General features: G+C 62.8%; 11 protein-coding genes. 6 read left to right on the top strand and 5 right to left on the bottom strand.

Features of this window, described 5'->3' with window-relative positions:
- The first annotated feature begins 34 nt into the window (after positions 1 to 34).
- Positions 35 to 2,071: a sensor histidine kinase gene (locus tag AB4O22_RS02605; protein WP_003205062.1), complete on the top strand. Its 2,037-nt coding sequence runs from the start codon at positions 35 to 37 to the stop codon at positions 2,069 to 2,071.
- Positions 2,072 to 2,073: 2 nt separating this feature from the next.
- Complete coding sequence (locus AB4O22_RS02600; RefSeq protein ID WP_013694113.1) at positions 2,074 to 2,655, top strand: cob(I)yrinic acid a,c-diamide adenosyltransferase; 582 nt, start codon at positions 2,074 to 2,076, stop codon at positions 2,653 to 2,655.
- A gap of 135 nt (positions 2,656 to 2,790) precedes the next feature.
- Here AB4O22_RS02600 and AB4O22_RS02595 read toward each other — a convergent pair whose 3' ends face one another.
- The 4 genes from AB4O22_RS02595 to secA all read right to left on the bottom strand — a co-directional run bounded on the left by AB4O22_RS02595 (position 2,791) and on the right by secA (position 8,604).
- Positions 2,791 to 3,735: a Nudix family hydrolase gene (locus AB4O22_RS02595; protein WP_003205066.1), complete on the bottom strand. Its 945-nt coding sequence runs from the start codon at positions 3,733 to 3,735 to the stop codon at positions 2,791 to 2,793.
- Positions 3,732 to 4,364 (bottom strand): glutathione S-transferase family protein, encoded by a 633-nt coding sequence (locus AB4O22_RS02590; protein WP_223472716.1) that lies wholly within the window; start codon positions 4,362 to 4,364, stop codon positions 3,732 to 3,734. The genes AB4O22_RS02595 and AB4O22_RS02590 overlap by 4 nt, the downstream gene beginning before the upstream one ends.
- Positions 4,365 to 4,527: 163 nt before the next feature.
- On the bottom strand, positions 4,528 to 5,745 hold the full coding sequence (gene argJ, locus AB4O22_RS02585) for a bifunctional glutamate N-acetyltransferase/amino-acid acetyltransferase ArgJ (RefSeq protein WP_003205069.1): 1,218 nt from the start codon (positions 5,743 to 5,745) through the stop codon (positions 4,528 to 4,530).
- Between the two features lie 123 nt (positions 5,746 to 5,868).
- Positions 5,869 to 8,604, bottom strand: coding sequence for a preprotein translocase subunit SecA (gene secA, locus AB4O22_RS02580; protein WP_003205071.1), 2,736 nt, complete (start codon positions 8,602 to 8,604; stop codon positions 5,869 to 5,871).
- Between the two features lie 307 nt (positions 8,605 to 8,911).
- Here secA and AB4O22_RS02575 point away from each other — a divergent pair, with 307 nt between their 5' ends.
- Entirely contained in the window at positions 8,912 to 9,367 is a 456-nt protein-coding gene (locus tag AB4O22_RS02575; protein WP_003205074.1) for a DUF721 domain-containing protein, read from the top strand.
- A gap of 136 nt (positions 9,368 to 9,503) precedes the next feature.
- Here the strand turns inward: AB4O22_RS02575 and AB4O22_RS02570 are convergent, their stop codons facing one another.
- Positions 9,504 to 10,991 carry a helicase HerA-like domain-containing protein gene (locus AB4O22_RS02570; protein ID WP_003205079.1) on the bottom strand — a complete coding sequence of 496 codons (1,488 nt, stop codon included), beginning with the start codon at positions 10,989 to 10,991 and terminating at the stop codon, positions 9,504 to 9,506.
- 308 nt (positions 10,992 to 11,299) lie between these two features.
- Between AB4O22_RS02570 and AB4O22_RS02565 the strand changes: the two genes are divergently transcribed.
- The 3 genes from AB4O22_RS02565 (at position 11,300) to AB4O22_RS02555 (ending at position 14,325) form a co-directional block, all read left to right on the top strand.
- Entirely contained in the window at positions 11,300 to 12,391 is a 1,092-nt protein-coding gene (locus tag AB4O22_RS02565; RefSeq protein ID WP_460095840.1) for a glycosyltransferase family 4 protein, read from the top strand.
- Positions 12,392 to 12,568: 177 nt separating this feature from the next.
- Complete coding sequence (locus AB4O22_RS02560; protein ID WP_460097779.1) at positions 12,569 to 13,333, top strand: DUF2334 domain-containing protein; 765 nt, start codon at positions 12,569 to 12,571, stop codon at positions 13,331 to 13,333.
- Positions 13,330 to 14,325 carry a lysylphosphatidylglycerol synthase transmembrane domain-containing protein gene (locus tag AB4O22_RS02555; RefSeq protein ID WP_053163188.1) on the top strand — a complete coding sequence of 332 codons (996 nt, stop codon included), beginning with the start codon at positions 13,330 to 13,332 and terminating at the stop codon, positions 14,323 to 14,325. The genes AB4O22_RS02560 and AB4O22_RS02555 overlap by 4 nt, the downstream gene beginning before the upstream one ends.

Below are 14,325 nucleotides of genomic sequence, written 5' to 3'. Positions count from 1 at the left end.
CTGGCCCTCGTATTCCCTTTTAGCGACGAGTCTGATGCCATTGCGCCAGCGCCTTGAAAACCTCCCGGTCGGCCAGAAACTGCTGGCCGCCCTGTTGGTGTTGTTGACCACTGTCCTGCTGGTGGCCAACCTGACCTTTATCAGCGCCGCCTACTACATTTCCCAGGAAAGCATGGCACCCCAGGCCCTGCAGACCATTGGCCGGCTGGTGGCCAATCCAAGCCTGATCTCCGACGCCCTGCAGTCGCCACAAAGCGCCCAACGCTTGCTCGACGAGCTCAACAGCTACGCACCGCTGAGGGCGGCGGCACTGTACGACGGCCAGGGCGAACGCCTGGCGCAGCTGCAACATGCCGAAAAACTCAAGCTGCCGGACCATTACCGCAATATGCAGGCTTGGCAGGCCGGTGAATTCCGCAGCAACCAGGTCATTACCCTGCCCCGTCCCGGCACGCTGCCCGGTCATCTGTTGCTGGTAGCCAGCAGCGAATTGCCGACCGCGTTCTACACCGGCACCCTGACCGCCAGCCTCGGCATCCTGATTTTCAGCGTGTTGCTGTGGCTGATCATTGCCCAGCAGATCAAGCGCCTGATCACCCAGCCGATTCATCAACTCGAAGAACTGTCACGCCAGGTCACCCGCGAAGAGAACTACGCCCTGCGTGCCGCACGCGGCAACCACGATGAGATCGGCAGCCTGGCCGAGGCGTTCAACACCATGTTGTCGCGGATCGAAGCCCGGGAGCAGCAACTCAAGCGCGCGCGGGACGACTCCCAGGCCGCCTACGACCAGGCCCAGGGTTTGGCGGAAGAAACCCGTCATACCAATCGCAAGCTGGAGCTGGAAGTCCAGGTGCGCAGCAAGATCGAGAAAAAGCTCACCGGTTTCCAGAATTACCTCAACAGCATCATCGACTCGATGCCGTCGGCGCTGATCGCCCTCGACGAGCAACTCTACGTCACCCAATGGAACCAGGAAGCCAGCGCCCTCTCCGGCACACGGCTGGACGAGGCGCTGAACCAGCCGATTTTCCTCGCCTTCGAACCGCTCAAACCCTACCTGCCGCAGCTCAAGCAGACCGTCGAGCAACACACGGTGGCCAAGATCGAACGCGTCACCTGGACCAAGGACGACGAAGCCCGGCACTACGCCCTCACCTTCTACCCACTGATGGGTGGAGCCGGGCGTGGCGTGGTCATCCGGATCGATGACATCACCCAGCGCCTGTCGCTGGAAGAAATGATGGTGCAATCGGAGAAAATGCTCTCGGTCGGCGGCCTCGCGGCGGGCATGGCCCATGAAATCAACAACCCGTTGGGGGCGATCCTGCACAACGTGCAGAACATCCGCCGCCGCCTGTCGCCGGAGCTGCCCAAGAACCTCGAACAGGCCGAGCTGCTGGGTATCCCGTTAGAGGAGGTCAATCGTTATCTCCAGGGTCGGGAGATCCCGCAGTTGCTCGACGGTATCCAGCAAGCCGGCGCCCGGGCGGCAAAAATCGTCACCCACATGCTCAGTTTCAGTCGTCGCAGTACCCGGCAAATGGCGCCTTGCGACCTGCCCGCGCTGATCGACCAGGCAGTGGAAATCGCCGGCAACGACTTCGACCTGGCAATCGGTTTCGACTTCAAGGGCCAGGCGATCACCCGTCAGTTCGATCCGAACCTGGGCCCAGTGCCCGGCACGGCCAACGAGCTGGAACAGGTGCTGCTCAACCTGCTGAAAAACGCCGCCCAGGCGATCCATCAACGCCAGGACGACAGCGAACCGGGGCGCATCATCCTGCGCACGCGGTTGAATCCACCGTGGGCGGAAATCCAGGTCGAGGACAATGGCATCGGCATGAGCGAGAACGTGCGCAAACGTACCTTCGAACCTTTCTTCACCACCAAGGAGATCGGCCAGGGCACGGGCCTCGGGCTGTCGGTCTCGTATTTCATCATCACCAACAACCACAAGGGCCAGATGGAAGTGCAGTCGGCGCCGGGTCAAGGCACCTGCTTCACCTTGCGCCTGCCCCTGGCGGGCACTTCGATGGTGCCGCAGGAAAACAGACAACTGGAGCGCTGAGCATGGGTTTTCGCCTGTCGAAGATTTACACCCGCACCGGCGACAAAGGTGAAACCGGGTTGGGCGATGGTCGCCGCGTGGCAAAGGACCACCCACGGGTCGAGGCCATCGGCGAAGTGGATACACTGAATAGCCAGCTGGGGTTGTTGCTGGCCGGGCTCGCCACTGAAACGACCCGACATCCGGGGCTGAAGGAGGTCAGTGACGTGCTGGCGCCTTGTCAGCACCGTCTGTTCGACCTCGGCGGGGAACTGGCGATGCCGGCTTATCAGGCCTTGAACGTGGCGGAAATCGAGCGACTGGAAGCGGCGATCGATGGGTGGAACGAGGAGTTGGGCCCCCTGGAAAACTTCATCCTGCCCGGTGGCTCGGCGCTGGTGGCTCAGGCCCACGTCTGCCGCAGCCTGGCCCGCAGCGCCGAACGGCGTTGCCAGCAATTGAACGCGGTGGAACCGCTGGCCGGGCCGGGGCTGGCCTATATCAATCGGTTATCGGATCTGCTGTTCGTGGCCGCTCGGGTCATTGCCCGGCGGCAAGGGGTAGCGGAGGTGCTTTGGGTGGCGGCGGCCAAGCCTGAGGGCTGATCACCTGCATGATCGTTCCCCACGCTCTGCGTGGGAACGCAGCCCGGGACGCTCCGCGTCCCTCCAGAGCCGAACGCGGAGCGTCCGTTGAGGCATTCCCACGCGGAGTGTGGGAACGATCAGTTCACTGCAGCTTCAAGCCTCTGGCCAAAACGCCCGAATCCCCGCCACACCCTGCGCCCCGGCCTCCCAGGCTTTTTGCCGCTCGCCAGGCCCGACCCCACCCAACAGATAAACCGGCCTGTTGAAGCCCTCGATCAAGCGTGCGGCCTCGGCCCACCCCAACGGCTGTGCGTCAGGGTGGGTCTGGGTCGGCTGCACCGGCGAGAGCGTCACGAAGTCCACGTCCATCTGCTGCGCCAGGGACAGTTCCTCGGCGCTATGGCAGGAGGCCGCCAGCCAGCGGTCCTTGCCAAACGGTCGACCGGCCGCTGCATGCTTGCGCAACTGCGCGGCGGTAATGTGCCAGCCGGCGGAAGGAAAATCTCCCAGCCATTCGAACGGCCCCTTGAGCATCAGCTGGGCCTTGCCGGCACACAGCCCCGCCGCATCCACCGCCAGATCGCGGTATTTCGGGTCGTAACCACCGGGGGCACGTAGCTGGACCAACTTGATCCCGCCGGCAATCGCCTTCTGCATGCCGCGCAGCAAGGCCGGCGTCTCAAGGCCGTCAGGCGTGATCAGGTACTGACCCGGCAAACGGGCCGCCGCGACGATCGGCTGATTGGCCGCCGGGAACTCATAGTTCGTCAGGTCGCGGGCCGTCACCCAGGCCAACGGCTGCCCTTCGGCGCCGTGGGGCTCGCCGGTGAACGCCGAGACTTCCCAGACATCCAGCAACACCTGTTTGTCCGGGTAGTCGTGACGCACCTTGATCAACGGCCGGGCGGCATCGACGACAATACCCAGCTCTTCATGAAGTTCGCGGGCCAGGGCGGTTTCGACGGATTCATCGGCCTCGACCTTGCCACCGGGGAACTCCCACAGGCCACCCTGGTGCTGGGTGTCGGCCCGTCGGGCGATCAGGATTTTACCGGCGGCATCGCGAATGACCGCTGCCGCCACATGGACTCGTTTCACCGCGCAGTGTCCTCCAGGCCAGCTTGTTGCCACGCCTTGAACGCCGGCCATTGATAAAGGGTTTCGACGTAGGCCTCATCGACCTCCGACAGTTTCACCTGATAAGTGCGCAAGCGCACGGCAACAGGGGCAAAAAACGCATCGACCAGGCTCACGCGGCCAAACAGGTAGGGACCGGTTTCGGTCGCCGCGGCACGGCATTCGGCCCACAGCGCCAGCATCCGCTCGATTTCCGCCTGGACGTCAGCCGGCATGGGCGACAGCGGTGCATCGTGCAGCAGGTCAAAGGGCATGTTGCTGCGGACGGCGAAGAAACCGCTGTGCATTTGTGCACAGGCCGACCGCGCCTGGGCCCGGGCGGCCACATCCTTTGGCCAGAGGCCGGCATCCGGGAACTGTTCAGCCAGGTATTCGGCAATCGCCAGGGAATCGGCGATCACGCCGAACTCGGTCTTGAGCAACGGGACCTTGGCCGTGGCCGAATACTTGAGCAGCTTCTCGCGGGTGTCGGGTTGGTCGAGCCTGACCAGCTCTTCGGTGTACTTTGCGCCGGTCAGCGCCAGGGCCAACGCGCCGCGCAGGGACCAGGAAGATAGATCTTTGTCGCCGATGATCAGGTGCAGGCTCATGTCTGGATTCCTTTCTTGTGGTTCTGAGGGTGTCTGTTCTGACGCCATCGCGAGCAAGCTCGCTCCCACAGTGGATTTGTGTTGAGACCACTATCGATGCCACTCAACAAATCCCTGTGGGAGCGAGCTTGCTCGCGATTGGAGCAGCTCGGTCCCGGGCCTGTTAAGTCCGGTACTCAGCGTTGATCTTGACGTACTCGTGGGACAGGTCGGTGGTCCAGATCGTTTCGCTGCAATCCCCACGTCCCAGCTCGATACGGATGGTGATTTCTTCCTGCTGCATCACAGCCGCGCCCTGGGCTTCGGTGTAGGTCGCAGCGCGAGCGCCTTGGCTGGCGATGCAGACTTCACCGAGGAACACGTCGATCTTGCTCACGTCCAGCTCAGGCACGCCGGCACGGCCAACGGCAGCGAGGATCCGGCCCCAGTTCGGGTCGGAGGCGAACAGCGCGGTCTTGATCAGCGGCGAGTGGGCCACGGTGTAGCCGACATCCAGGCATTCCTGATGATTGCCACCGCCATTGACCTGCACGGTCACGAACTTGGTCGCACCTTCGCCGTCACGGACGATGGCCTGGGCCACTTCCATGCACACTTCGAACACCGCCTGCTTCAGGGCCGCGAACAGCGGGCCGCTGGCTTCGGTGATTTCCGGCAGGCTGGCCTTGCCGGTGGCGATCAGCATGCAGCAGTCGTTGGTGGAGGTATCACCGTCGATGGTGATGCGGTTGAACGATTTGTTGGCACCGTCAAGCATCAGGTCTTGCAGCACCTGGCGCGAGACTTTGGCGTCGGTGGCGATGTAGCCGAGCATGGTCGCCATGTTCGGGCGGATCATACCGGCGCCTTTGCTGATACCGGTGACGGTGATGATCACGCCATCATGCTCGAACTGGCGGCTCGCGCCCTTGGGCAAGGTGTCGGTGGTCATGATGCCGGTGGCGGCTGCTGCCCAGTTGTTTTCCGACAGATCATCGAGAGCGGCTTGCAACGCGCCTTCGATCTTCTCGACCGGCAACGGCTCGCCGATCACGCCGGTGGAATACGGCAGCACCTGGCTGGCATCGACACCGGTCAGTTGCGCCAACTTGGCGCAGGTGCGCTCGGCAGCGGCCAGGCCTGGCGCGCCGGTGCCGGCGTTGGCGTTACCGGTGTTGGTCAGCAGGTAACGCACCGGCCCCTGCACGCGCTGCTTGGCCAGGATGACCGGCGCGGCGCAAAAGGCATTGAGGGTGAACACGCCAGCGACCGTCGAGCCTTCGGCGCAACGCATGACCACGACGTCCTTGCGCCCGGGGCGCTTGATGCCCGCCGAGGCAATACCGAGTTCAAAACCGGCAACCGGGTGCAACGTTGGCAACGGACCAAGACCAACAGCCATGAATGCGCTCCTTAAATGAGATGTATATCGGCACCGTCTCCATCGGGACGGTAGATCAAATGGCAAAACGCCGCGACGGCTGGAAGCCGGTCGCGGCGCGGGTCGTTCAGCGTTGAAACGGGATTATTGGATCTGCCCGTGGCAATGCTTGTATTTCTTGCCCGAACCGCAATAGCACAGTTCGTTACGGCCCAGCTTCTGCTCGTTGCGCACCGGTGCGGTCGCCAAGGCGACATCCACATCGACGCCCTCTTCGGCGACCACTTCCAGGCCCGGGGCTTCGGCGTGTTCGAACTGCATGCGCGCAGCCAGGGCTTCGGCTTCCTGGCGCAAGCGGGCTTCTTCTTCGGCCGGGTCTTCGCGGCGAACCTGAACGTGGGACAGCACACGGATCGAGTCGCGCTTGATCGAGTCGAGCAACTCGGAGAACAGCGTGTAGGACTCGCGCTTGTACTCCTGCTTCGGGTTCTTCTGGGCGTAACCACGCAAATGGATACCGTGACGCAGGTGGTCCATGGTCGACAGGTGGTCTTTCCACAAGTCGTCCAGTACCCGCAGCACAATCTGCTTCTCGAAGGAACGCAGCGCCTCGGCGCCCGCCTGGTCTTCCTTCTCGTTGTAGGCAGCGATCAGTTCGGCCAGCAGTTTCTCGCGCAGGGTTTCTTCATACAGGTGATCGTCTTCGTCGAGCCATTGCTGGATCGGCAATGCCACGCCGAAGTCGCTCTGCAGGGCGGCTTCCAGGCCGGCGACGTCCCACTGCTCCGGCAGCGACTGCGGCGGGATGTGGGCGCTGACGGTTGCGTTGAGCACGTCCTGGCGGAAATCGGCGATGGTTTCGCCAATGTTGTCGGCGGCCAACAAACTGTTACGCATGTGATAGATCACTTTACGCTGTTCGTTGTTGACGTCATCGAACTCGAGCAATTGCTTGCGGATATCGAAGTTGCGACCTTCGACCTTGCGCTGGGCCTTCTCGATGGCGTTGGTCACCATGCGGTGCTCGATCGCCTCGCCCGGTTGCATGCCCAGGGCCTTCATGAAGTTCTTCACCCGGTCAGAGGCGAAGATGCGCATCAGGCTGTCTTCCAGGGACAGGTAGAAACGGCTGGAACCGGCGTCACCCTGGCGACCGGCACGGCCACGCAGCTGGTTGTCGATACGACGCGACTCGTGACGCTCGGAAGCGATCACCTGCAAACCGCCGGACTCCAGCACCTGCTGGTGACGTTTCTGCCAGTCGGCCTTGATCTGCGCGATCTGCTCTGGGGTCGGGCTTTCCAGGCTGGCGACTTCCACTTCCCAGTTGCCGCCCAAGAGAATGTCGGTACCACGGCCAGCCATGTTGGTGGCGATGGTCAGCGCACCCGGGCGACCGGCCTGGGCGATGATCTCGGCTTCCTTCTCGTGGAACTTGGCGTTGAGGACCTTGTGCTCGATGCCTTCCTTGTTGAGCAGGGCGGACATGTGCTCGGAAGTCTCGATGGTGGCGGTACCCACCAGGATCGGACGGCCCTGGGCCATGCCGTCCTTGATGTCGTTGATGATCGCCGCGTACTTCTCTTCGGCGGTCAGGAACACCAGGTCGTTGTAGTCTTTACGGGCCAGCGGCTTGTTCGGCGGAATCACCACCACTTGCAGGCCGTAGATCTGGTGGAACTCGAACGCTTCGGTATCAGCGGTACCGGTCATGCCGGACAGCTTGTTGTACAGGCGGAAGTAGTTCTGGAAGGTGGTCGAGGCCAGGGTCTGGCTCTCGGCCTGGATATTCAGGCCTTCCTTCGCTTCGATGGCCTGGTGCAGGCCTTCGGACAGGCGACGACCCGGCATGGTACGGCCGGTGTGTTCGTCCACCAGTACGACCTGGCCGTCCTGCACGATGTATTCGACGTTGCGATGGAACAGCTTGTGCGCACGCAGGCCAGCATAAACGTGGGTCAGCAGGCCCAGGTTGTGGGCCGAGTACAGGCTCTCGCCTTCGGCCAGCAAACCAACACGGGTGAGCATTTCCTCGACGAACTGGTGACCCGCTTCGTTGAGCTCGACCTGACGGGTCTTCTCGTCAACGGTGTAGTGCCCGGCCTGGGTCACTTCGCCTTCGACTTCCTCGACGTGCAACTTGAGCTGCGGGATCAGCTTGTTGATCTCGATGTACAGCTTGGAGCTGTCCTCGGCCTGACCGGAAATGATCAGCGGGGTACGGGCTTCGTCGATGAGGATGGAGTCGACTTCGTCGATCACGGCAAAATTGAGTTCACGCTGGAATTTTTCTTCCATGCTGAACGCCATGTTGTCGCGCAGGTAGTCGAACCCGAATTCGTTGTTGGTGCCGTAGGTGATGTCGGCGGCGTAGGCGGCGCGCTTCTCTTCCGGCGGCTGGAACGGCGTGACGACGCCGACAGTCAGGCCGAGGAACTCGTAGAGCGGGCGCATCCAGTTGGCGTCGCGGCGGGCCAGGTAGTCGTTGACCGTCACTACGTGCACGCCCTTGCCGGACAGCGCGTTGAGGTACACACCCAAGGTCGCCACGAGGGTCTTGCCCTCACCGGTACGCATTTCGGCGATCTTGCCTTCGTGCAAGGTCATGCCGCCGATCAACTGAACGTCGAAGTGGCGCATGCCCATGATCCGCTTGCCGGCTTCACGGGCGACCGCAAAGGCTTCAGGCAGGAGCTGGTCAAGGGTTTCCCCCTTGGCGATGCGGTCCTTGAATTCGGCAGTCTTGGCGCGTAACTGATCGTCCGAAAGGGCCACCATTTGCTCTTCGAAGGCATTGACAGTCTGTACCGTCTTGAGCATGCGCTTGACTTCACGCTCGTTCTTGCTTCCAAAAAGTTTCTTTAACAAAGGCGCAAACATATCGGCAGGATCTTCCACACTAAAGGGATGGAGGGCGGCCCCGTGAGTCGCCCGTGCAGCCCTCATGGCCGCATGCGAACGAGCATTCTACCCGGAAACGATGGAGAGGAAAGTGGCGTTATTCCACGATGCTGGCACAGCGCTGTGACGGGGCTTGCATAAAATAAGGGCTTTTGCGCGAACTTCAACCCACCCAGCGCAGAAGTTAATCATTGATTGTGCAGCCAAAAGCCGCTGGGCGAGAGGGTCGAGGCGCATCCGGCGCTTTCTGCTACCATGGTGCCTCTGTCACTTGCGGTATTCATTCATGGCCTTTCGCCCTCTTCCAGCCAAGGCACCCGCCGTTCTGCTGCGCGAAGCCAAGCCGCTGAAAGCCATCTTTGGCCACGCCAAACGCCTGGGCCACTTGCAACGCCTGCTCGACAGCCAGTTGCAACCGGCCGCGCGCGAGCATTGCCACGTGGCCTCCTGGCGCGAAGGCAGCTTGCTGCTGATCGTCACCGACGGCCACTGGGCCACGCGCCTGCGCTACCAGCAAAAACGCCTGCTGCGCCAACTCCAGGCGTTCGAAGAATTCGCCAACCTGACGCGAATCCTGTTCAAGGTGCAACCGCCCACCGTCCAGGTCGGCGCCAAGGGGCACACGCTGGATTTGTCCACCGACGCCGCCGCGACCATTCAGGCCACGGCGGATGGCATCACCGACCCCAACCTGCGGGCGGCGCTGGAGCGGTTGGCGGCGCATGCGCGGCCAAAGGATTGAGACTTTCGGCGCCGGTTGGATAGCTATCGCGAGCAAGCTCGCTCCCACAGGGGATCTGCGGCGGACACCTATTTCGTGTACGACGCCAATCCTTGTGGGGGCGAGCCTGCTCGCGATGGCGGCGACTCGGCCCTGACTACCGGCGCTTGCTGCCACCAAGCAACGACCCCATCAACCCACGCACCAATTGCCGGCCCAACTGATTGGCCGCCTGGCGCATGGCCGATTTCAATGCCTGGCCGGCCGCGGTGCCGAGAAACTCGCCGGCCTTTTCGGTGAAGCTCGGTTCTTCCGCCGTCGGCTTGCCCGGCGCCTCTTCGGCCTGCGGTTCCAGCCCTTTACGGCCCATCAGCACTTCATAGGCCGATTCGCGATCTATGGGTTTGTCATAGCGCCCTTGCAACGGCGAACTGGCGATCAACCCGGCGCGCTCGGCTTCGCTCAGCGGCCCGATGCGCGATTGCGGTGGCGCCACCAACACCCGCTGGACCACTTCCGGCGTACCTTTTTCCTGCAAGGTGCCCACCAGGGCTTCACCGATGCCCAGTTCGGTCAGCACCGCCAGGGCATCGAACTGCGGGTTGGGCCGGAAGCCGTCGGCCACCGCCCGCAGGGATTTCTGCTCCTTGGCAGTGAAGGCCCGCAACCCGTGCTGGATGCGCAAGCCCAACTGCGCCAGCACGTCGTCCGGCAAGTCGCCCGGCGACTGGGTCACGAAATACACCCCCACACCCTTGGAACGGATCAGCCGCACCACTTGCTCCAGGCGTTCCTGCAAGGCCTTGGGAGTGCCGGCAAAAAGCAAATGCGCCTCGTCGAAGAACAGCGCCAACAGCGGTTTGTCCGCATCGCCGCGCTCGGGTAACTGCTCGAACAGCTCGGCCAGCAGCCACAACAGGAACGTCGCGTAGACCTTCGGCGCCTCATGGACCAGACGGCTGGCGTCGAGCAAGTGAATGCGACCACGGCCATCACTGGCCGGTTGCAGGATGTCTTCGAGCTGCAACGCCGGCTCGCCGAACAACGCGTCCGCGCCCTGCTGTTCCAGGGTGGACAAACGTCGCAACAACGCCTGGCTGGAGCCGGTGGTCATCAGGGCCGCGTCGTCCCCCAGCAACTCGGGGTTGTCCTTGAGATGGTTGAGCAGCGCCTTCAGGTCCTTGAGGTCCAGCAGCAACAGCCCTTCGCGGTCGGCCACCTTGAACGCGGCGTAGAGCGCCGACTGCTGGCTGTCCGTCAGTTCCAGCAGACTGCCGATCAACAACGGGCCCATTTCACTCAAGGTGGTGCGCAGCGGATGACCGGACTGGCCGTGGATATCCCACAAGGTCACCGGATAAGCCTGGGGCTTGTGATTGAGCCAAGGCATGCCGGCGATGCGCTCGGCGATCTTGCCCTGGGGGTTGCCCGCCGCGCCGAGGCCGCACAGGTCACCCTTGATGTCCGCCGCGAACACCGCCACGCCGGCGTCGCTGAACATTTCGGCCAGGCGCTGCAAGGTGACGGTCTTGCCGGTACCGGTGGCGCCCGCCACCAGACCATGACGGTTCGCCAGGCGCATGGCCTGGGCGATGGGCTGGCCGCTAAGGTCGGCCCCGATAACAAGTTGCGATGAGTCAGGCATGTGGTCACCCGTGGTGTTTGCGATGTGACGCCATTTTGCACGCTTATATAAAAGCATGCCTGGCGCATTAAGCCCCTGGCGTCAGGAATAATAGCCTGCGAACCCGGACTGGCCCTATCGCGAGCAAGCTCGCTCCCACATGGGATCTGTGCCTCTCCTGTGGGAGCGAGCTTGCTCGCGATGAGGCCCTGTCAAACCCCACAACCCCACAACCCCACAACCCCAACCGAACATCTATTCTTACTAAAGGTCAACACAGGAGAACACTGACCGGAGGGACGTTCATCGTGCATATAGCGGACATAACCATGTTCTACGCCCCCGCCAGCGGAGGCGTGCGCACTTATCTGGATGCCAAGCACCGGCGCCTGGGCGATCGGCCCGGTATTCGCCACAGTCTGTTGATCCCCGGCGCGCATTTGAGCGAGCACGACGGGATCTACAAGGTCCCGGCCCCTGCACTGCCGTTCGGCAAGGGCTATCGCTTCCCCCTTCGCCTGGCCCCCTGGCGCAATGTCCTGCGCGATCTACAGCCCGATCTGATTGAAGTCGGCGATCCCTACCTTACGGCCTGGGCCGCGCTGGATGCCCGTCGCCAGCTCGACGTGCCCGTCATCGGTTTCTATCACTCCGACCTGCCACTGCTGGTCAGCAACCGCATGGGCAACTGGTTCACCCCCAACATCGAAGCTTATGTCAGCAAGTTGTACGGCAATTTCGACCGGGTCCTGGCGCCGAGCCAGGTCATGGCCGACAAACTGACCGGGTTGGGGGTCAAGAACGTCTACGTGCAACCGTTGGGCGTCGACCTGCAAACCTTCAACCCGGCCGCCCGTGACCCGGAGTTGCGCGCCGAGTTGGGCATCGCCGAAGACGCGCGCCTGCTGATTTTCGCCGGTCGTGGCTCCAAGGAAAAAAACCTGCCGGTGCTGCTCAAGTGCATGAAACGCCTGGGCGAACGCTACCACCTGCTGTTGGTGGGCTCGTCGATGCCCGCCTTGGTGCCGGACAACGTCACGGTGATCGATGAATTCTGCCCGGCGCCGCAAGTCGCCCGGCTCATGGCCAGCGCCGATGCCCTGCTGCACGCCGGTGACCAGGAAACCTTCGGCCTGGTGATCCTCGAAGCCATGGCCAGTGGCATTCCCGTGGTGGCGGTGGCGGCCGGGGCCTTCACCGAAATCGTCGACGAAGACTGCGGCCTGCTGTGCATGCCCAACAACCCACAGGCCATGGCCAATGCCGTGCGCCAACTGTTTTCCGAAGGCTGTCAGCGCCGGGGGATATTGGCACGCCGGCACGTGGAGCGTCATTACGCCTGGGATACCGTGGTCAACAGTTTGCTGGGGCACTACTACGCCGTGCTCGGCGAGCAGATGCCACTGCAGGCCAATGGTTGAGGCGAGGTCCGTGTCGATGAATCACTCGTCCAGTGTCGTGTTTCGCAAATACGTTTCTTTCTTGGCGAGTGGCTGTTGTCGTCAGGCAAGGCGCCGCGACGAGTCATAGCCCGCTATGGCGAGGAGGCAACGCAGCATGACGACAACAGACACCGTTAAAAAGGAACAGTATTTGTGATACAGGACACTAGCGTCCTCCTGGTGCTACACGACGTGGCACCGCAAACCTGGCCCGACTACCAGCCCTTCGTTGACGCCGTTGACGCCCTCGGCCAGGTGCCGATGACCTGGTTGGTGGTGCCGGACTTTCATCGCCACAATGCCTTGGAGGCTCATCCTGGCTTTCGGCGCCTGCTCGACAGCCGGGTCGAGCGCGGCGACGAACTGGTGTTGCATGGCTACTACCATTGCGACGACGGTCCTGTTGCCCGTCACCCCAAGGACTGGTTCATGCGCCGGGTCTATACCCACGAAGGTGAGTTCTACAACCTGTCCGAGGCCGCCGCCCTCGCCCGCCTGCGCGCCGGGATCGACACCTTTGAACGCTACCACTGGCCGCTGGAGGGTTTCGTCGCCCCCGCCTGGTTGATGAGCGAAGGCACGCGCCAGGCCTTGCGCCAGTTGCCGCTAAGCTACACCAGTGACACCCAACACCTTTATCGCCTGCCCGACTTCACTGCCATCGACGCGCCGGGGCTGGTCTGGAGTGCCCGCAGCGCCTGGCGCCGTGGCCTGTCGAAAGTCATCAGCGACCAACGCGAACAGCGCTGGCGCCAGGCCCCGGTGATTCGCCTGGGCCTGCACCCAGTGGACATGCGCCATACCTTTTCCCGGGACTATTGGCTGCGCACCCTCGAACGCCTGCTCAACGACGGTCGTGTACCCATGACCAAAGTCGGCTGGCTGGCGACCCAGGGGCTGCGGGTCAGCAGCGCCGCATGAAACGGCTGATCTGGCTGGGCGCCGCCCTGCTCACAGCGCTACTGGTGCCGCTGCTGGTCGGCGGCGGGGAAATGTGGTCACGGGTGCAGCGCTTTCCGTTGTCGCTACTGCTGGCCATGCTCGGCATGATCGTGCTGTGCTGGGGCTTGAACTCCGTGCGCTTGCGCCTGCTGCTGGGGGAACACCGTGGGCGGATCGGCGGGCTGAAAAGCATCGGCGTGGTGATGTCCACCGAGTTCGCCATGTGCGCGACGCCCGGTGGCAGTGGCGGCCCACTGACGCTGATGGCCCTGCTGGCGCGCAACGGCGTACGCCCGGCCCATGGCAGCGCGGTGTTTGCCATGGATCAATTGAGCGACTTGCTGTTCTTCCTCTGCGCCTTGGTCGGCATTCTGTGTTACGCGCTGTTCCAGAACCTCAGCCAGCGCATGGAATGGATGCTGGCGTTAAGCGCGATTTCATTGTTTGGCGGGCTGTTTGGCTGCGTGTTGGTGGCCCGCTATCACCGCAGATTGATTCTGCTGGGTGCTCGACTGCTTCGCCACCTGCGCGTAAAAGCCGTTACCCGTCGACGCTGGGCGCGCAAGATCCTGAGCTTCCTGGCGGCGTTCACCGACACCTTGAAACTGCCAAAACAGACACTGTTCCAGGTCTTCGGCCTGACCTGCCTGCATTGGGCGCTGCGCTACAGCGTGTTGTACCTGGCGTTGAAGGGGCTGGGAGCGGATCTGCAGTGGGCCTGGAGTTTCCTGATCCAGATGCTGTCCTTGAGTGCGGGACAGTTCAGCCTGCTGCCGGGCGGTGCCGGGGCGGCCGAATTGACTTCGGCGGCGCTGCTGGCCCCCATGGTGGGCAAATCCACCGCAGCGGCGGCGATTCTGATCTGGCGGGCGGTGACCTATTACTTTTATCTGGTGGCCGGCGGGCCGGTGTTCTTCCTGATGGTCGGGCGACCGTTGCTCAAGAAACTGGTCAGGCTCAGACAGGCCTGA

The organism is Pseudomonas sp. S3_B11 (assembly GCF_054667715.1).
This window is presented reverse-complemented; position numbering and strand designations above follow the sequence as displayed.